Annotated in this window: 17 protein-coding genes and 1 tRNA gene; 8 read left to right on the plus strand and 10 right to left on the minus strand. The window is 65.9% G+C overall.

The genetic code is table 11. The features are described from left to right. The first annotated feature begins 27 nt into the window (after positions 1-27). Positions 28-987, plus strand: coding sequence for a hypothetical protein (locus tag QE416_RS00785; RefSeq protein ID WP_210073627.1), 960 nt, complete (start codon positions 28-30; stop codon positions 985-987). Between the two features lie 128 nt (positions 988-1,115). Here QE416_RS00785 and QE416_RS00790 read toward each other — a convergent pair whose 3' ends face one another. The 7 genes from QE416_RS00790 to QE416_RS00820 all read right to left on the minus strand — a co-directional run bounded on the left by QE416_RS00790 (position 1,116) and on the right by QE416_RS00820 (position 4,749). Beyond that, positions 1,116-1,544, minus strand: a complete 429-nt coding sequence (locus tag QE416_RS00790) for a hypothetical protein (protein ID WP_307312836.1) — start codon at positions 1,542-1,544, stop codon at positions 1,116-1,118. Further along, positions 1,544-2,431: a WXG100 family type VII secretion target gene (locus QE416_RS00795; RefSeq protein WP_307312837.1), complete on the minus strand. Its 888-nt coding sequence runs from the start codon at positions 2,429-2,431 to the stop codon at positions 1,544-1,546. The genes QE416_RS00790 and QE416_RS00795 overlap by 1 nt, the downstream gene beginning before the upstream one ends. Next, entirely contained in the window at positions 2,431-2,736 is a 306-nt protein-coding gene (locus tag QE416_RS00800; RefSeq protein ID WP_141376141.1) for a hypothetical protein, read from the minus strand. The genes QE416_RS00795 and QE416_RS00800 overlap by 1 nt, the downstream gene beginning before the upstream one ends. Further along, complete coding sequence (locus QE416_RS00805; RefSeq protein ID WP_307312838.1) at positions 2,733-3,167, minus strand: YbaB/EbfC family nucleoid-associated protein; 435 nt, start codon at positions 3,165-3,167, stop codon at positions 2,733-2,735. The genes QE416_RS00800 and QE416_RS00805 overlap by 4 nt, the downstream gene beginning before the upstream one ends. A 46-nt stretch (positions 3,168-3,213) precedes the next feature. Continuing rightward, complete coding sequence (locus QE416_RS00810; protein WP_307312840.1) at positions 3,214-3,936, minus strand: phosphatase PAP2 family protein; 723 nt, start codon at positions 3,934-3,936, stop codon at positions 3,214-3,216. A 130-nt stretch (positions 3,937-4,066) separates the two neighbouring features. Further along, on the minus strand, positions 4,067-4,534 hold the full coding sequence (locus QE416_RS00815; protein ID WP_307312841.1) for a RidA family protein: 468 nt from the start codon (positions 4,532-4,534) through the stop codon (positions 4,067-4,069). Further along, the gene (locus QE416_RS00820) at positions 4,531-4,749 is read right to left on the minus strand and encodes a hypothetical protein (protein ID WP_056229468.1); all 219 of its coding nucleotides are present in this window, start codon (positions 4,747-4,749) and stop codon (positions 4,531-4,533) included. Before QE416_RS00820 ends, QE416_RS00815 begins: the two co-directional genes overlap by 4 nt. A 119-nt stretch (positions 4,750-4,868) precedes the next feature. Between QE416_RS00820 and QE416_RS00825 the strand changes: the two genes are divergently transcribed. The 4 genes from QE416_RS00825 (at position 4,869) to QE416_RS00840 (ending at position 10,325) form a co-directional block, all read left to right on the plus strand. Next, positions 4,869-7,568 carry a transglycosylase domain-containing protein gene (locus QE416_RS00825; RefSeq protein ID WP_307312842.1) on the plus strand — a complete coding sequence of 900 codons (2,700 nt, stop codon included), beginning with the start codon at positions 4,869-4,871 and terminating at the stop codon, positions 7,566-7,568. 11 nt (positions 7,569-7,579) lie between these two features. After that, positions 7,580-8,488, plus strand: coding sequence for a metallophosphoesterase (locus QE416_RS00830; RefSeq protein ID WP_307317827.1), 909 nt, complete (start codon positions 7,580-7,582; stop codon positions 8,486-8,488). Positions 8,489-8,603: 115 nt separating this feature from the next. Further along, on the plus strand, positions 8,604-10,115 hold the full coding sequence (locus tag QE416_RS00835; RefSeq protein WP_307312843.1) for a hypothetical protein: 1,512 nt from the start codon (positions 8,604-8,606) through the stop codon (positions 10,113-10,115). Between the two features lie 133 nt (positions 10,116-10,248). Beyond that, positions 10,249-10,325: transfer RNA gene (locus QE416_RS00840), tRNA-Pro, on the plus strand. A 312-nt stretch (positions 10,326-10,637) separates the two neighbouring features. Here the strand turns inward: QE416_RS00840 and QE416_RS00845 are convergent. The 3 genes from QE416_RS00845 to QE416_RS00855 all read right to left on the minus strand — a co-directional run bounded on the left by QE416_RS00845 (position 10,638) and on the right by QE416_RS00855 (position 12,595). After that, the gene (locus tag QE416_RS00845) at positions 10,638-11,084 is read right to left on the minus strand and encodes an IS3 family transposase (protein ID WP_307312845.1); all 447 of its coding nucleotides are present in this window, start codon (positions 11,082-11,084) and stop codon (positions 10,638-10,640) included. 405 nt (positions 11,085-11,489) lie between these two features. Then, positions 11,490-12,071, minus strand: a complete 582-nt coding sequence (locus QE416_RS00850) for a hypothetical protein (protein ID WP_307312846.1) — start codon at positions 12,069-12,071, stop codon at positions 11,490-11,492. After that, the gene (locus QE416_RS00855) at positions 12,068-12,595 is read right to left on the minus strand and encodes an RNA polymerase sigma factor (protein ID WP_307312847.1); all 528 of its coding nucleotides are present in this window, start codon (positions 12,593-12,595) and stop codon (positions 12,068-12,070) included. The genes QE416_RS00850 and QE416_RS00855 overlap by 4 nt, the downstream gene beginning before the upstream one ends. A gap of 167 nt (positions 12,596-12,762) precedes the next feature. On the opposite strand from QE416_RS00855, the gene QE416_RS00860 reads away from it, so the two are divergent. The 3 genes from QE416_RS00860 to QE416_RS00870 all read left to right on the plus strand — a co-directional run bounded on the left by QE416_RS00860 (position 12,763) and on the right by QE416_RS00870 (position 16,397). Further along, positions 12,763-13,260 carry a hypothetical protein gene (locus QE416_RS00860; protein WP_307312848.1) on the plus strand — a complete coding sequence of 166 codons (498 nt, stop codon included), beginning with the start codon at positions 12,763-12,765 and terminating at the stop codon, positions 13,258-13,260. Positions 13,261-13,345: 85 nt separating this feature from the next. Beyond that, on the plus strand, positions 13,346-15,712 hold the full coding sequence (locus QE416_RS00865; RefSeq protein WP_307312849.1) for a bifunctional lysylphosphatidylglycerol flippase/synthetase MprF: 2,367 nt from the start codon (positions 13,346-13,348) through the stop codon (positions 15,710-15,712). A gap of 157 nt (positions 15,713-15,869) precedes the next feature. Next, on the plus strand, positions 15,870-16,397 hold the full coding sequence (locus QE416_RS00870) for a hypothetical protein (RefSeq protein WP_307312850.1): 528 nt from the start codon (positions 15,870-15,872) through the stop codon (positions 16,395-16,397). Positions 16,398-16,471 lie beyond the last annotated feature (74 nt).

Below are 16,471 nucleotides of genomic sequence, written 5' to 3' on the forward strand. Positions count from 1 at the left end.
GATAGAGAGATCGAGGAGACGGCAGACGTGATCTTTGGCAAGCGGAAACGCGAAGAGGCCGCGCAGCGCCGTGCCACGTTGCGGCATGACGTCACCTCTCAGGGGTGGTCGTGGAACGATGCGCAGCCTCCGTGCCCCTTCGAATTGGCCGAGGCCTCGTTGCGCGGTGAACACGGCTTCGACATTTGGCCGGTGGGCCTGAGCGAGGTCATTGACGGATCTGTCGAAAAGCGCGCATTTCGAGCAGCACGTCTGATCGGCTACCGGTACAGCACGACAAACGGCGGCCTGCCCTACGGTGATCGCCGCGAAACCACCGGTGTTTGGCTCGAGCTCCCCGCATCGCTTCCGGAACTTCGGATGGTCGATACTCTCGCAACCGAGAAGGACCTCGGTCTGGCACTCCCCCCTCTGGAACCTTCGCGCACGGCCGATGGACGCTGGCAGGTGGAAGGGTTCGTCCCCGCGTTCGCGACGGATTTGCTTCAGCCCGCTTTCGTCGAGGTCCTGTCATCGCTCCCACCCCTGAGCGCCGTCGTCATCCGTGCAGGCGTGATCCTTGCCTACGGCTCGCGGGACTACGACGTGCCGACGATCCGGGCGGTGGCTCACACGCTCGACGCACTGCTCGACAGGGTGCCCGCCAGTTCATGGGGGCGAGCGGATGCGCTCGTCGCTGGCGTCGGGGTGTTCCCCAACCATGACGCGGACGGTCCGCGCTTGGTTCTTGATCGTCGGCTGGTCCACCCGGATTGGAAAGGTTACGGTCTCGGCAACAAAATCCCCTGGCAGGAGGCGCCGGACGCACCCAGCAATGTGCTCATGAAGCGCAGCGAAGCGATCGACCGTTGGGAAGCACCGTCAGGCGCACGGCCGGGGCTGAACGTGAGTGCACATGTGGGGAGCGCCTCTCTGGGCACGGCGACACCCCGCGGCATCCCCACTGTCGCGTCCACTCTCCTGCCGGGTCCGCGTGGCGACAGCTGAGTGACGGAGTCGCGCACACGACGCGGGCGGATGTCGCGTGGAGAATCCTTCCGCCTTTCGCACCAACGATGGGCTGGGTGAGACACTCAGCGATGCCGGTGAGGCTGCGCCCTGCAGACCGGTCGACGCTAGCGGAGGCCCTGAACCGGGCCTTCCGCATCGAGCAGGGATAGCGGACCGACGAGGCCAGCCCGCATCTCGCTCAACACCGAGGCCCCGGCCACTCCAGGATCGGCCTCCTCGATCGCGTTCGTCAGATTTTCCTGCAGATTGGTGAGCGCCTCGCGAATCGTGGCGGTCACGAGACGGCTGAGGGCGCGCGGACCGAGAGCGACTCCGCGGGAGGAAACATGCAATTCAGTCAGAAGCCCGCGAGAGGACACGGTCGCTCTCACCTCGCCCTGGAACGACACGGCCGCCCCCTGGGCTGTTTCGACCGCCGTTCGAACCGCTTCGAAGGCAATACCCCGTGCAATCGCGGCGGCATACTTCGCGTCGCGAGCGGCGAGACGTTCCTGCACATCGAAGGGGACGCCGGAGAAATCAGGAGCGACCATCAGCGCCCCCCTTGCTGATCTGCGTCGGCCTCTGCCGACTTTCCGACTCCGGCGTTGATGCCCTTGACAGCGTTGACCACGTCGAGTGCTTGGAAGTTGACCCGGAGCTCACCCACGTTGAGCATCTTCTCGATTCCCGCCGTCTCGACCTGAAATTCGCGACCGAACTGGGTGAAACGCTCGACGATTCCCTGAATCTTCTGCATCACCTCCTGAATCTTCTCGACCCACCGGGCGACCTGAGGCACGCGGGTCGCGATCTTGGTGCTGCATTGGGCGATGATCACCGGGAGCCCCACGCCGACGGTGGCCAGCGCCTCGACGACCGCCTGGATGAGCTGTCCGACGAGGTCGGCGATGATGCCCTTGACGATCTCGTAGACGATCTGGACGACGGATGCCGCCAAACGAAGCCCGTTCGCGTTGCTGTGGGCGGCCTCCGCGAGGGACCGCATGATCGCGGTGAGGCCGGTCGCGACCGTCTCGTAGCCCGTGGCGGCGGCTCCCTGCCACGACTCACGGAGGTTTCCGAGCGCCTTATCCCGGTCGTCCGCGACGGCCGTGAGGGCGTCTCCGACGTTGTCCCAGGTCTCGCCGAGTGCACGCACCATCTCGGGGCTGCCGGTCAGCAGCTCCAGCTCTTCGTGCAGCGGCGACATGTAATCGAGCAGGAACGATGCGCACGATGACGCGAGCGTCGCGATCGGGTTCGCGATCAGGCTGACGACATCGAGCGCTGAGCCGGCCGCATCAATCACGCCCGATGTGATGTTGCCGCTGCCGAAGTCGCGCACGGAATCAGCGATCCCCCCGGCGACCGGCAACGCACCCAGCACGGCCTCCCCGCTCAGCCCGCTCTCGTACGTCGGTGCGGCGATGAGCGACATCAGATGACCTTCGCGATCTCGGCGGCCAGGTGATCGTCGAGAAGAGAGTATGTCGTACCAGCCGCTGAAACCGCGGTGGCCTCGGCGGCGAGTGCCAGGCGGAGCGCCGAGAGTCCGGCGACCGTCGTCGACTGCTGCAGGGTCACCACGGGAACGAGGAACGAGCAGAGCAATCCGAAAGCCACCGGCTGCAGTGCCACGGCACTCAACGCGGCCACGGCTGCGTCGTTCAACTGGTCGGCCGAGCCGTTCAGCCGAGAGGCGTGCGCGTGCAGCGCATCGGCCTGTACCTCAAGATCCGTCATCGTGAGCCCCCCTCGAACTCGTCTTTCACGGGCGTTGCGGCCGAAGTCTCGGCGTCCAACCGCTGCACCCTCTCGAAGAGCTCGTCGATCCGCGCTGAGAAGTCGACCGCCGGAGCGGCCAGATGCGGTTGCAGGATCGCTGCCCGGATGGGCTCTGCCTGCTTCTGCAGGTCTTCGATCGCCCGGGTCGTCGCCGACATCACCCACTCCGAGACGGTGGGCCCGTCGGCATCCCGGATCGCATCCGAGAAGGCGACATCGATGACGATTCCTTGATGGTCGACCGTCACCGTGGCCCCGTCTTCGTCGCTTCGCCCCATCCCCGTCAGCGTGGCGAGCTCGCCCGACAGTTCCTCGGCCACATTGGACAGCTCTTGGGCTCGTTCCAATTGCCCGGCGATAGTGAGCAGCATCTGCGCGGCGTCATCCATACGAGTCCTTCCCCCCGGTAATCGACTCGGCCTCGATGCTAGCGAATCAGCGCCCCCGCGACGAGACCGATCGCCGTATCGCGCGTTCGACCCACGGGATGACGAGCATGGCCCCTCCCGCCCGCACCGCCGGATACACCCCCGCCACCCAGACGATGGATGCCAGGGCATCCCCGGCGTAGTGCACGCCGATGACCACGACCGACACCGACATCCCCACGACCAGCACCACCCCGACGACGATGCCGAGGGCGCGCCATCGCGTCGTCCAGAGCGCGCAGATCAACACGGCGGCGAACGATGCCGTGAAAGCGACGTGACCGCTCGGGAACGACGGATCGGCCGTCGCGCCGACCGCTTGCGTCATGGCCTCTGACATCCCGGGGCGCGGTCGGTCGACGATGAGTTTCGCCGCTTCCGCGAGACCCCACGTCACCGCCACTTCCCCGAAGAAGGCGAGGGCGACCTGCCACCGGCGGGAGAGAAGGCCTACGGCGACCGTGGCGACGATCATGATGCCCGCGGCGGGCAGCGGTTTCAGCGAGCGGTAGAACGCCTCCGCCACCTGGGTGAGGGCGCTGACATGCAGATGATGCACCGCGTTCGAGAACGCCACGTCTATCGGCACGAAGCGGAGGATGAATCCCACGGCGAGGAGCACGACGATGGTCGAGATCGCCACCACGATGTCGCGCCGGAGGTGAGCCGAAGGAGTGAGAAGTGCGCTCTCGGCCGTCGACGGCCCACTCGGCGTGGAAGAGGAGGTCACGGGGGCATCCTGCCCCCGCACACTTCTGAATCAGCCGAGACAGCGGCGCAACGATGACGAAAGGGACGCCCCGTGCGACCAGGGCGTCCCTCTCGTGCGAAGGCCGGGGTGCCGGCATCCGGGGTCGTCGTCAGGCGACGGTGAAGATCACCTCGACCTCGACGGGGCTGTCGAGGGGGAGGACGGGCACACCGACAGCGGAGCGCGCGTGGGCGCCGGTCTCACCGAAGACCTCGCCGAGGAACTCGCTCGCGCCGTTGATGACGCCGGGCTGCCCGGTGAATTCGGGGACGGATGCCACGAAGCCGGTGAGCTTGAGCACCCCGGTGAGGTTGTCGACGCCGCCGACGAGGGCCGCGGCTGCGGCGATCGCGTTGAGCGCGCACTGACGGGCGAGGGTCTTCGCATCCGCGGGGGCGATCAGGCCCTCGGACTCACCGACCTTGCCGGTCGAGGGCAGGGCACCCTGGACCATGGGGAGCTGACCCGAGGTGTACACGAGGTCTCCGTGACGCTTGGCCGGAATGTAGGACGCGACCGGAGGCACCACCGCCGGGACATCGACGCCGAGGGCGGCGAGGCGCTCGGAGACGCTCACTGCTGGCCCTCGAACTGTCGCGCGGCCGTCTCGGCAGCACCCAGGCCGGCGTTGGCCGCGCCGCCGCCGGTGGGCCGCTTGAAGTAGGCGACGAGTCCGCCCTCGGGACCGGTGACCACCTGCACGAGCTCCCACCCCTGCTTGCCCCAGTTGTTGAGGATCGCCGCGGTGTTGTGGATGAGCAGGGGTGTGGTGAGGTACTCCCACGTGGTCATGACGGGCTCCCGGAGGTGGCTCGGAGCGCGCAGCTGTGTTGCGCGCGAGGGTGGACGCGTCCGCGCGCGAGCGCACGCCTTCAAGGCATCGCCCAGCAACGTCGCTTAGCATCAAGCCTATGCCCGAGAACAAACGAACGGCTAGCGGTGCCCTCGGCGGCATCGTCGGCCTGGTCGGCCTGAGCGCAGTCGCCGGACTCCTGGTCACCGCTGCCGTGACGCCGGCCATCGCCGTCTCCGGTGCCGCTGCCTCCAGCGCGATCACCGTCTTCGACAACATGCCCAGCTACCTGAAGCCCGACGAGCTCATGCAGCCGACGACGCTCATGGCCGGCGACCGGGTGCTGGCGAAGTTCTACGACCAGAACCGCTCCCCCGTCACCTTCGACCAGGTCTCGCCCGTCATGTACGACGCGATCCTGTCGTCGGAAGACCCCCGCTACTACCAGCACGGCGGTGTCGACCTCATCGGTACGACCCGCGCGCTGCTCAGCAACGCCTCGGGTGGCGAGACCCAGGGTGGCTCCTCGATCAGCCAGCAGTACGTGAAGAACGTGCTCGTGCAGCGCTGCGAGCGCGACGCGAAGGCCGTCGAGGCCACCGAGACCACCCCCGCGGTCTCGCGTGACGAAGCGCTGCAGAAGTGCGCGCTCGAGGCTGTGCAGTCCGACGGAGCGGCGGGCTACCAGCGCAAGCTGCAAGAGATGCGGTACGCGATCCAGCTCGAGAAGGAGTACACGAAGGACCAGATCCTTCTGGGCTATCTCAACATCGCCAACTTCGGCGGCACGACCTACGGCATCGACGCCGCGGCGCGCTACTACTTCAACACCCCCGCCGCCAACTTGAGCGTCGGCCAGGCGGCGGTTCTCGCGGGCATGGTGCAGAACCCCAACCGCTTCCGGATCGACCGCCCCGAAGGCTCGATCAGCGACGGCGAGACCGCGTGGAACAAGGCACCCGACGGCTCGATCGACGATGTCGACCAGAGCACGATCCAGGCCCTCTACACGTTGCGCGACAACGGCGAGATCACCCAGGAGCAACTCGTCAACGCCGCCGACGGCTACAGCGAGACCAAGGGTCGTCAGCTCTACGTGCTCAGCCGCATGGAGATCGACGGAAAGATCACGCACGAGCAGTACGTGGCCGCGGCGATCGAGCCGATCTCGCCTCAGATCACGCCGACGAGCCAGGGCTGCGCGTCGTCGGCCGCACCGTACTTCTGCCAGTACGTCGTGTCGACGATCCTCAACTCTCCCGCTTTCGGCGCCGAGACCGACGACCGCGTGCGCGCTCTGCGTCAGGACGGTCTGACCATTCAGACCACTCTGGACTGGACCGTGCAGGATGCGGCTCAGAAGACGATGAGCGACAACGCCCCCGCATCCATGGACCAGCTGAAATTCGGTGCGACCGCCGTGAGCCTCGAGGCCAAGACGGGACGCCTTCTCGCGATCGCACAGAACACCAAATTCACGCAGGACCAGAGCCTCGCGGAATCGGATCCCTCGTACAACTCGATTGTCTTCGCGGGCGATTCGACGAACGGGGGGTCGATCGGGTTCAGCGCCGGGTCGACGTTCAAGCTCTTCACTCTCATCGACTGGCTCGAAAAGGGCCACTCCCTCAATGAGACGCTCAACGGTCGCCTGCGCCCCGTGCCGAATATGACGAACTCCTGCGCGGGCAACTGGGTCAACCAAGGCGCCTACACGATCAACAACTTCGGCAACAGCGGCGGATACGTCGGGACGCCGATGATGTTCACGCGCGACTCACTCAACACGGGCTACCTCGCCATGGCAGCTGAGCTCGACCTCTGCGACATCGCCAAGGTCGTCAAGAAGCTCGGCGTCACCACTGGTGACGGCAAAGAGATCACGATGGCCAACGCGAACGAGGTCATCGGTAGCGATAACATCTCGCCGATCGCGATGGCCGGCGCCTTCGCCACCGTCGCCAACGGGGGCAGCCGCTGCCCGGCCAAGGTCATCGACAAGGTGACCGCGGCAGACGGATCGGACCGCCCTGTTCCGGACCTGCAGTGCGAGACGGCGCTCACGCCGGAGATCGCCGCGACCGCGGCATACGCTCTTCAGGGGGTCATGACGGGTAATGGCACCGGTGCGGCGGCCAACCCCGGCGATGGTACCCCCGTGCTCGGAAAGACCGGTACGCACGAGGCCCACGAGACCTGGATGATCGAGTCCTCCACTAACACCACCACCGCGGTGTGGGTCGGCAACTGGGACGGTGGAACGACCACCCTCTTCGGCAAGTACGCGAATCGTATCCAGCTGAGCGACCTGCGCTATCGACTGGCTCGCGATGTACAGCGTGCGGCAGACGATGTCTACGGGGGCGACCGCTTCCCCGACCCGGCGTCGAATCTGCTTCGCACGCAGCAACGCGACCTGCCGAACGTGGTCGGGCAGAGCATCGACGCCGCGACGACGACTCTGCAGAACGCCGGATTCCGAGTGACGGTCGGCGACCCCGTCGACTCGCCGTCGGGTCCCGACACCGTCGCCGCGCAGAACCCCGGCGCAGGCTCCGCTCCCGCGGGCTCGCAGATCACCCTCAGCCCCGGTAACGGGCAGGGTGCGACGGTGCCGAACGTGGGCGGACAGACCGTTCCGGCCGCTCAAGCGGCGCTGAACGCAGCCGGCTTCACGAACGTGTCCATCGGCGCCTGCCAGCCCGAGGGAAACGCTCCGAACGAGGGCCAGGTGACGTCGACGAACCCCGCCGCCGGCACGGCGACCAACAAGAGCGCCGCGATAGCTCTTTCCATCGTCGCGAAGAAGTGCTCGTGACGCGTCCTCTCATGACGGCCGCCCTCGCACCCCTCGGGGTTGCGGGGGCGGCCGCTGTCGGGGCCGCCGTGTGGGGAATGGGCATCGAGCGCTACCTCTTCACGGTCCGCTACCACGCCCTGCGTGTCCTCCCCAAGGGCGCTGAGCCGATCCGCGTGCTGCACGTCTCGGACGCGCACATGGCCCCCTGGCAGCATCGCAAACAGGAGTGGATGGCCCGTCTCGCCGAGCTGTCACCCGACCTCGTCGTGAACACCGGCGACAACCTCGGACACCGCGACGGCCTCACCGGGATCCGCACCGCGTTCACGCCCCTGCGCGGCATCCCGGGCCTGGTCGTGCACGGGTCGAACGACTTCCAGGAGCCCGCGCCTCGTAACCCCCTGCGGTACTTCCTGGGGCCGTCCGGCCATCAGCCCGCGCACAAGCATCTCGATGTCGAGGCGCTTGACCGATACTTCGCCGACGACCTCGGTTGGAAGATCCTCGATGACACCGCGGTGTCGTTCGAGGTGAAGGGGCTCCGCGTCACCGCATTCGGCGTCAACGACGCGCACCGCAAGTGGGACCACCCCGAGCTCATTCCCCCGGTACTGGAACACCTGGATGCCGCCGACCTCACGCTCGGCGTGATGCACGCGCCCTACCGGCGGACGCTCGACACCTTCACGGACTTCGGCGCCGACGTGCTGCTCGCCGGTCACACGCACGGTGGACAGGTGCGGGTGCCGTTCCGCCGCGAGGCGCTGGTGGCAAACTGCGACATCCCCCTGGATCAAGCGCGCGGGTTGAGTGAGTGGACTCACGAAGATCGGACCGTGCCGCTGAACGTCAGCGCCGGGCTGGGACACTCGATCTACGCGCCGGTGCGATTCGCGTGCAGACCGGAAGCGTCCCTCTTGACGTTGCTTCCGCGCTGACGGCTTCTCCACAGCCTGAGGAAGGGTCGATCCGTTCACGGATCGACCCTTTTCGTCGTCGCCTCGGCGTGCCCGTCCCGCAGGATCGAGTTCCTCGACCGAAGGGACTCCTCGAATGCACCGTCCTCCCCCCTCCCTCCGACGTCTGCCCGCTGTGCTGACGCTGGTAGCCATCCTCGTGGGTGTCGCTGTCGCCCCGGCCGCGCACGGCGCGGACCGGGGCACCGGCTTCGGCACCTGGGCCCCGCTCTCACGCACCGGGTGGCACGGCTCTATGCGAGTAGGCGATGTTCACACGTACTGCATCCACCCTGGGCTCCCCGTCGCGACCGGCACGACGACCGACCACGGCGTCACGAGCGACGTGAATGGGCTGAGCCCCCAGCAGCTCGTGTCGATCAACTACCTCGTCAGCACCTACGGGCAGACCGATGATCCCGTGCAGGCGGCGAGCGTCGGCTGGGCGGTCAAAGCGATCGTCGATCGGGATACCACTCTGCACTCCTGGGGGTACGGCGGGAACGACCTGCCCCAGGCGATCGATTACATCATGCGACGAGCGAGCCCTGAGAACAGCAGCGCGATCCAGCAGCGAACCGTGCAGTATCTGGCCGAAGCCGAGCAGATTTCCGTCCCACGCGTCGGAGGCCAACTGACGCTGACGACGGACGAGGATGACCCAACTCGAGGAACGCTGACGGTGGATGTGGACGACACCGCATCGGGAACGCTGCGACTCGAGAACGCGATCTTCGCCGATACCGGAAGCTCCGAACGCAGCGGCGTCCACGGGTCGGTCAGCTATCCGATCGTGGCTCCTCCCTCGGCATCCGAAGATGGACGACCGTACGTCGTCCGCGCCCGCGGGGCGTTCTCGGTCAGGTCTGCCGCGATCCGCTACTACTCCACACCGGGTCAACAAGAGTCTGCCGGCCCCGCCGGACCGACCGAATTCGAGATTGCCGCACAGGACGCTTCGCCGCGACCCGTGCGTTTCTCGCCACGCATCGAGACGGCCGCACGAATCGACGCACGAGCACGTTTCGTCGACCGAGTGACGATCACCGCCGCAGAAGGAGTGTGGCCGCGCCACGATAACGGTGAGTTCGTCGTGGTCTCGGCCTCGGCTGACGTGTACCGGACGAATGCGTTCCCCGCCGAGTCATCCGAGATCCCCGCGAATCTCACACCGGTGGCGCACCTCGAGCTGCGCACCGATCCGGCCACCGGCGCCGGCGTCTACGAGACATCGACGACGACGCTCCCCGGCCCCGGCGTCTACACGGCCGTCTGGCGCATCGAACGCTCCTCGCAGGAGGCCCAGTCGGTGCCGCACTTCGTCTCCCGCTACTTCTGGACGGAGCGATTCGCCACGCCCGCCCAGACGGAGCAGCTCGCCTTCACTCCCCCGTCCACCGATCGCACACCGGCACCCAGCGCGAGCCCCACGGCCTCGGCGTTCGCGCCGGTTCCGTCACCGCCTCCGATGGCTCCAGCCGCACTGGCTTTCACGGGCATCTCCGCGGGGTCGCTGCCCGGAATCGGCGGTGCATCTATTCTGGCGATCGGCGTCGGGCTCGTCGCCCTCCGTGTGGCGCGTCGCCGAACCGGAGTTCTCCGAGCGTGATCTGACGCGGAGATGAGCCCTCTCGTTCGCGGGAGGGCGACGCTCCCACCCCTGTCGACGTCGTCGACGCAGCAGAAGATCCGCCCGTGGTTCGCAGCACCGCTCCGGGCAGGGTAGACTTTTCTAGTTGCAACGGGGTGTGGCGCAGCTTGGTAGCGCGCGTCGTTCGGGACGACGAGGCCGCAGGTTCAAATCCTGTCACCCCGACCAATTCAAGAATGTTCCAACCTTCGGACGAAGAAAAGCGTTCGAAGCTCTCACTCAAAGGGCCTCCCGCAGACGCGCGGGAGGCCCTTTGAGTTTCAGCGCGTTCGGCACCGCTTCGTTGAGACACTCGGAGCGCGTGTATGGCCTGGTTGATCACAGGCGGCATTCGTGGAAGTCGGACCCGTTACTGTCCGAAAAAAGCTCGACCGCAGGGACCGTGCCGAGGTCTCGGTTGTATCAGGCCTCGATCTACTCGAAGATCGCCTGCCCGAGTTCGTCACGGCTCTGCCAGGCGTGCTGGTCGAGAAGCTCGCGTCACATCGTCGACCAGAACGACTCCATGAGGCCGTTGTCGACGCTAGACGCGACCCTGCCCATGGATCCGAGCAGCCCTGCCAGGCGCAGCCGATGACCGAACGCCCAGGAGGTGTACTGAGATCCGCGGTCCGAATGCACCACGGTTCCTGGTTCGGGCTGGCGTCGCCACCTCGCCATATCGAGCGCGTCAACAACGAGCTCTGCGCGGATGTGGTCGGCGATCGCCCATCCGACCACGCGGCGGGAGAACACGTCAACGACGGCCGCGCAATAGACCTTCCCGGTCCTCGTCGGATGTTCCGTGATGTCAGTGACCCAGAGCTTGTCCGGGCGGTCCGCGGCGAACTGGCGGTTCTTCCAGGCAAAGAAACCGGACCGCGAGATTCCCACCACCCGGCAGGCAAGGGCCCCGTCGATCCCAGCGGCGACGAGGCGGTCGATCACCGGAAAGACCCTTATGGGCCGACCACCTCCCGCGCGAAATACGACGACGCCTGCCGAAGGATCTCAATCTCCGCGGCCTGAACCCGGTTCTCTCGCCGCAGCCGGACCAACTCCGCACGTTCGTCCGAGATCAGGCCTTCCCGGACGCCCTCGTCAACGTCAGCGACCTTCATCCACGGTGCAGACACGACTCACTGATCCCCAGATCGGCCGCGAGCTGCGCGACCGGCTTCTCCTTCGACCGCGCGAGCGCAACCGCCCTCCGACGAAACTCCACCGGGTGAGCTGCAGGCATCACGAGTCCTTCAGGAACGACTCTCGCCACTCAGATCAGGTGCCCACAAGACCGGGTTCAGCTCCAGGCGCCTGATCCTCGTGACGACGAGGCCTCCCGCCTGAATCTTTCTAGCCGCCGTTTGTCGGCGTGGTGAAGGCTTCGAGGTAGAGCTGTCGTAGGTCGTCCGTTGTGATGCCGCTGTCGCAATCGGAGATGTAATTGTCGGCTGATGCGATGAGGTACGTCTTACCGACGGCAAATAGACCGCCGCCATCCGGCGCGCTGGGATTATCGGGTTGTGGGACGGTGAGCTCCTTCGGTGGGGATCCGGCAAAGGTGTGTGTTACCTGCAGAGTCACGTTGTCGCCTTTGATGGCGGTCGCTGTCGCTTCGTATGCGGTGTCGAACTCACGGAGGCTGTCGACGCTTACTGGCGCGCAGGTCTGGGAGGTGTCATCCGGGCCGGGGGCCTGAATGGCGGGGGTGGCGACGAGGCTAGCGATGACGAGACCCACGGCTGCCGTTGCAACTGCCCCGATCGAGACGCCGGCGAACAGCCGACCACGCTGAGGGCTGGGGGCGTTCTGGCCGCTGAGGCTGTCGCGCTCCGCGGCCGCAACGATGCGCCGGATGCGTCCGTCGTCGAGGGGCTTTTGCCCGTTACTGGGGTCTGCTTTGCGCAGTAACTCTCTGAGGTCGTCGTCGTTCATCGCTTTTCTCCTTTCGTGTTGTCGGGTCGGCGGGGCGCGTCCATTTCCTGGCGAAGCTTCTTTTTAGCTCGGTGGAGCCGGATTGTGGCGGCGTTGACCGAGGTCCCGAGCACTGTTGCGATTTCCGTCGGTCCCAGTTCTTCCCAGGCCCATAGGCGAAGGACCTCGGCGTCCGTTGACGAGAGGCGCGCCATGGCGCTGCGTAGGCAGTCTGCGCGAGGGTCCTCCTCAAGGCCCGCATCGACAGTGTCTTTCGGCGGATCGACCGTCGTGATCTTTTCCACAACTCGCCCCTGGCGTCGCATCGACCGTTCCGCGGTACGTAGACAGTTCCGCGCGGTGACGTAGAGCCATGGCAGAGGCTCGTCATGGGGTATGTCATCGAAGCGTCGCCACAGCACGAGCATCGTCTCGGAGAACACGTCCTCGGCGGTGTGGGGGTCAGTTCGCCGGCGCAGAAACCGGAGGACAGCGTCGCCGTGCAGACGGACGAGCGTCTCGTAGGGATGAGAGCGGGATTGCACACGTTCATCATGGCCGGTGGAGGCCAATCCTTTCGCAAACCGGCCTATCCAGAGAGTTTTCTCTCGGGTGAAAGGTCGATCTTCGTGGCGGCCATAACGAGACGCATGCCGTGATCATCGCTCGTTCGCCCCGAACGAGGCGCGGTACCTGAAGAGAGGTGCGCCTCATGCGCTTTCGAACCATTACCGTCTTGGCTTCCGCAACTGCTGCCATCCTCATTGGTTCGGCGGTTGTCGCGGGCACCAGCTTCTTGGCCGCTCGCGACCCCCAGGCATCCGAGCCCAGCACGTTCATCGACGGTGTGCCGGCGCCTCAGCTCGACACCTTCATCGATGGTGTGCCGGCTCCTCAGCCTGACACCGTCGTCGACGGCCTCCCCGCGCCGATGGTGCTTGCGCCTTCGCAACTCACGGCGGCGCCAATCACTCTTGTTCCCGGGCAGGCTCTGATCGTCAAGGTGGGCGGCGGTGAACACAGCGGGTGGACCGGCGAGGGCGGGACGAGCGACGGCGCAATAGTCCGTTTCACCGCGGCCACGAGCGATGAGAATGTCTCCTTCTTTGCACAGGCGCCCGGTCAGGTCTCGGCCTGGCTCGTCGGCTCGGATGCTCAGCGGCTGACTTTCACCGTCACCGTTGTCTCCTTTAACCGTGGAGCGCGGTGATTCTGACGCGGCCACGACGCGTCAACGCGTCCCACTTATCTCTCTCGCTGTCGCGGCCACTGTCCTTGGAGTCAGCCTGGTATCGATGGGGGCTGGCCAGTTCTCCGGTTCCGGTCCCTTCGATCTACGTGCCCTGGGATTCAGCCTTGTGCGAGTGGACAGCCCAGCGGTCTTACCCATCGTGGTGCTGGCTGTCGCCGTTGTAGGTACCTGGGCTGAGCGCCTCATGGGCGGTGCGCGGACGCTTCTCGCGTATGCCGGCGGCGGATTAGTGACATCGGCCGTTGGGATGACCGTTGGAGTAATCGAGACAAAGGTGATTCCCGCTCTGCCTCTGGGAGAGATTCCGGTCACCGGAGCATCCCCGGTTGCCGCGCTCGTAGCTGTCGCGATGGCTGCAAGCTGTTTCGAGGGTGCGCTTTGGCGTCGCCGGGTTCGGGTCTTCTGCGTCGTTCTGGCGGTGACGCTTTTCCTCTACGCCGCTTCCGCGAGTGACCTCCACGCGCTGATAGCCCTGCCGATCGGCTTGGCCATGGGGATGCTCACCGGCGGGCATCGGGTGAGCAGGCGCGGTTTGGGTCGGAGTTCGCACCATGAGACCCGCGTGCTGTTGTCCGCTCTCACAGCGATCACTGCGGTGGGCCCGATCGTGGCCACATTGTGGGGAAGCGGGGCGGGCTTGCTCTCGGCATACGGGTGGCTGTCGTACGACCCGCTGGTCTTCGCCGGACGTGTCATCTGTGCACTCGGTTCGACGAGTTCGCCTTGCCCCGTCGCGGAAACATACGAGGAGGTGCAACCGAACGCAGGGTTGATTGCGGTCCTCCCGTTGGTGGTGTTGCTCGTCGCGGCATGGGGAATTCTGCGCGGCCGTCGCGGAGCTCTTGGGGTAGCCATCGGGCTCAATCTGATCGTTTTCGCCGGCATGACGGCAGTCTTCGTTACCGCTGAACCCGGCACCCTTGCCCTCCTTGCGCAGGTTCGCGGCACGGACGCTCAGTACGTATGGCAGACCCTTGTCGGTCTCATCGTGGCTGCGGTCGTTCCCCTCGCTGTCGCAACCTCGCTGTTCGCCTGTCGACGTGCGGTCGCCGCGCCGTCGACGACGCGGGCGTGGGCCGTCTTCCTCTCAACGGTGAGTATCGCCGCAGGAGGGACGATGGCTTTGTATGCCGCGAGTGCCTTAGCTGCAGCAGATGATTTCTCTCCCCGTCAGACCACCTGGTCTGTTCTACGTGACGCACCCCTGCGTCTTCTCCCGCCCTCACTTTTACCGGCGGAGTGGATCACTGACGTCCCCCGCACACCCTTCGCGCAGGTGCTCTGGTATCTGCCCTCCATCATTTTCTGGGCCGTGTGCGTGTGGGCCACCGTCCGGCTGATCCTCGGCGCGCACTCCGTTCGAGGTCTCGAGGACCGTCTGCGAGCGCGGGAGTTGGTACACCGCGGGTGCAGCTCTCTTGGGTTCATGACTACTTGGCCCGGCAACGAATACTGGTTCGCCGCTGATGCGGATGCGGCCTTTGCGTATCGCGTGCAGGGCCGTGTGGCCGTCACGCTCGGCGGGGCTTTCGGAGCTGATCGCAATCGTGCCGATGTTGCCCGGGCCTTCGCAGAATTCTGCGGAGACAACGGCTGGACGCCCGTCTTCTACAGCGTCGACAACGCAGCGACCGAGGCGCTCAAGGAGCTGCACTGGCAGAAAACACGCGTGGCCGATGAGGCCACCCTCGACCCACGCACCTGGACACCGGTCGGCAAAAAACGACAAGACATCAGAACAGCCGCCAACCGCGCCCACCGCGAGAATGTTCGGGCGCAGTGGGTGTCATGGGCCGAACTCACCCTCATCGACCGGGTACAACTGCGAGAAATTTCTGAGGAGTGGGTGACCGACAAAGCCATCCCCGAGATGGGCTTCACCCTCGGCACTCTCGATGAGGCTGTCGACCCCGCGGCGCGTCTCATGCTGGCGCGTGATGCAACTGATCGCATCGTGGCTGTCACCACGTGGATCCCCATCTTCGACGCTGACGGCGTGGTGGGATACGCCCTCGACGTGATGAGGCGCCGACACGATGCCATGAACGGGGTCATGGAATTCGTGATCGGCGCCGTCGTCGAGCGGCTCCGCGACGAGCGGTGCACAGTTTTGAGCTTGTCCGGGTCACCCCTGGCCCCGCATCGTGTTGAGAAGACGGCTGACTTACCCGCGGTCGACCGACTCCTCGAAGTTCTCAGCGGCGTCATTGAGCCGGCCTACGGATTCCGATCCCTCGCCAACTTCAAAAAGAAGTTCCAGCCTGAGTTCACCCCGCTATGGATCATCTACCCCGAGTCCGTCCACCTTCCCGCCATCGCCCTCGCGCTCCTGCGGTGTTACATCCCCGGGCTCACCATCGCGGGGGCCGCCCGCCTTGCCGGACGCATCCGCAGACCCGCGCGACCGTGAGGCGTCGGCGGAGCCGCGCGAGTCCAGCAAATCCCCAGAAAAGATATTTCGCAGATGTGAAAGAGAGACGGCGCTGACGGTCATTCCCTCAGTACAGGCCGCGATCACCACTCGTTCACCGGAACGGGGCCGCGACATCAACTGAAAGGTGCAGCTCATGCGCATTCGAACCCTCACCGCCGTGACCGCGTCGATCCTCGCCGTGGGCCTTATGACCACCGGCGCCGCGGCATACGCCGCAGCCCAGGAAACCCCCAACCCGGATCAGAGCACTTTCATCGACGGTGTCCCCGCCCCTCAGGACGACACATTCATCGACGGTGTCCCCTCGCCCAGCCAGGATGAGGATGTCACCCCCGACAACGAAGAAGGCATCTTCATCGACGGTCAGCCCGCCCCGCTCTTCGTCACCCCCGCCGACCTCGCCAAAGGCCCCGTGACGCTGGCACCGGGCCAGTCGCTCATCATCGTCATGGACACCGAAACCGGCGGTACCTTCACCGGCACCGGCGGCACCGACGACAGCACCATCGTCACCTTCGAGGCAGCCACCACCGGTGCCACCGACGACGATGCATCCTTCAACGCGGCGTTCTCGGCCGAGAAGGCCGGCATGACCAAGGGCTGGGTCGCCGGACCCGACGGACACCGCACCATCTTCGACATCACCGTCGCCGCCTCCTGACCACCGCACTCCCCAGGCCGGCGCAGTATCCGCCGGCCCCGCCCACAAAGCACGGAGCCCGCCTGCCACCGAGG

It is taken from the genome of Microbacterium sp. SORGH_AS_0421 (assembly GCF_030818635.1).
In the GTDB taxonomy this organism is placed as follows: domain Bacteria; phylum Actinomycetota; class Actinomycetes; order Actinomycetales; family Microbacteriaceae; genus Microbacterium.

Excerpts from the sequence above, each read along its gene's own strand:
- QE416_RS00860 (WP_307312848.1), top strand. The coding sequence starts at position 12,763 with ATGCGCTTTCGAACCATTACCGTCTTGGCTTCCGCAACTGCTGCCATC.
- QE416_RS00870 (WP_307312850.1), top strand. The coding sequence starts at position 15,870 with ATGCGCATTCGAACCCTCACCGCCGTGACCGCGTCGATCCTCGCCGTG.
- QE416_RS00820 (WP_056229468.1), bottom strand. The coding sequence starts at position 4,749 with ATGACCACGTGGGAGTACCTCACCACACCCCTGCTCATCCACAACACC.
- QE416_RS00835 (WP_307312843.1), top strand. The coding sequence starts at position 8,604 with ATGCACCGTCCTCCCCCCTCCCTCCGACGTCTGCCCGCTGTGCTGACG.
- QE416_RS00825 (WP_307312842.1), top strand. The coding sequence starts at position 4,869 with ATGCCCGAGAACAAACGAACGGCTAGCGGTGCCCTCGGCGGCATCGTC.
- QE416_RS00850 (WP_307312846.1), bottom strand. The coding sequence starts at position 12,071 with ATGAACGACGACGACCTCAGAGAGTTACTGCGCAAAGCAGACCCCAGT.
- QE416_RS00865 (WP_307312849.1), top strand. The coding sequence starts at position 13,346 with ATGGGGGCTGGCCAGTTCTCCGGTTCCGGTCCCTTCGATCTACGTGCC.
- QE416_RS00800 (WP_141376141.1), bottom strand. The coding sequence starts at position 2,736 with ATGACGGATCTTGAGGTACAGGCCGATGCGCTGCACGCGCACGCCTCT.
- QE416_RS00805 (WP_307312838.1), bottom strand. The coding sequence starts at position 3,167 with ATGGATGACGCCGCGCAGATGCTGCTCACTATCGCCGGGCAATTGGAA.
- QE416_RS00790 (WP_307312836.1), bottom strand. The coding sequence starts at position 1,544 with ATGGTCGCTCCTGATTTCTCCGGCGTCCCCTTCGATGTGCAGGAACGT.
- QE416_RS00830 (WP_307317827.1), top strand. The coding sequence starts at position 7,580 with ATGACGGCCGCCCTCGCACCCCTCGGGGTTGCGGGGGCGGCCGCTGTC.
- QE416_RS00795 (WP_307312837.1), bottom strand. The coding sequence starts at position 2,431 with ATGTCGCTCATCGCCGCACCGACGTACGAGAGCGGGCTGAGCGGGGAG.